Annotated in this window: 1 protein-coding gene; it reads left to right on the forward strand. The window is 55.0% G+C overall.

All coding sequences use genetic code 11. From position 1 onward, the window contains the following. Positions 1-226: transaldolase family protein (locus SB756_RS36230; RefSeq protein WP_410914082.1), on the forward strand; the 226-nt coding region annotated here is incomplete at its 5' end. Between the last annotated feature and the right edge of the window lie 3 nt (positions 227-229).

The following is a 229-nucleotide window of genomic DNA, read 5'->3' on the forward strand; positions in this document are numbered from 1 at the left end:
GACCGACTTACACCAGTTATTGAAAATGCATGCGCCGCAGGCGAAAGTGCTGGCAGCGAGTTTCAAAACCCCGCGTCAGGCGCTGGACTGCTTACTGGCAGGATGTGAATCAATTACTCTGCCACTGGATGTGGCACAACAGATGATTAGCTATCCGGCTGTCGATGCCGCGGTGGCGAAGTTTGAGCAGGACTGGCTGGGGGCGTTTGGCAGAACGTCGATTTAACCG

This window comes from Pseudomonas sp. SIMBA_068, from assembly GCF_046534705.1.
GTDB lineage: Bacteria > Pseudomonadota > Gammaproteobacteria > Pseudomonadales > Pseudomonadaceae > Aquipseudomonas > Aquipseudomonas putida.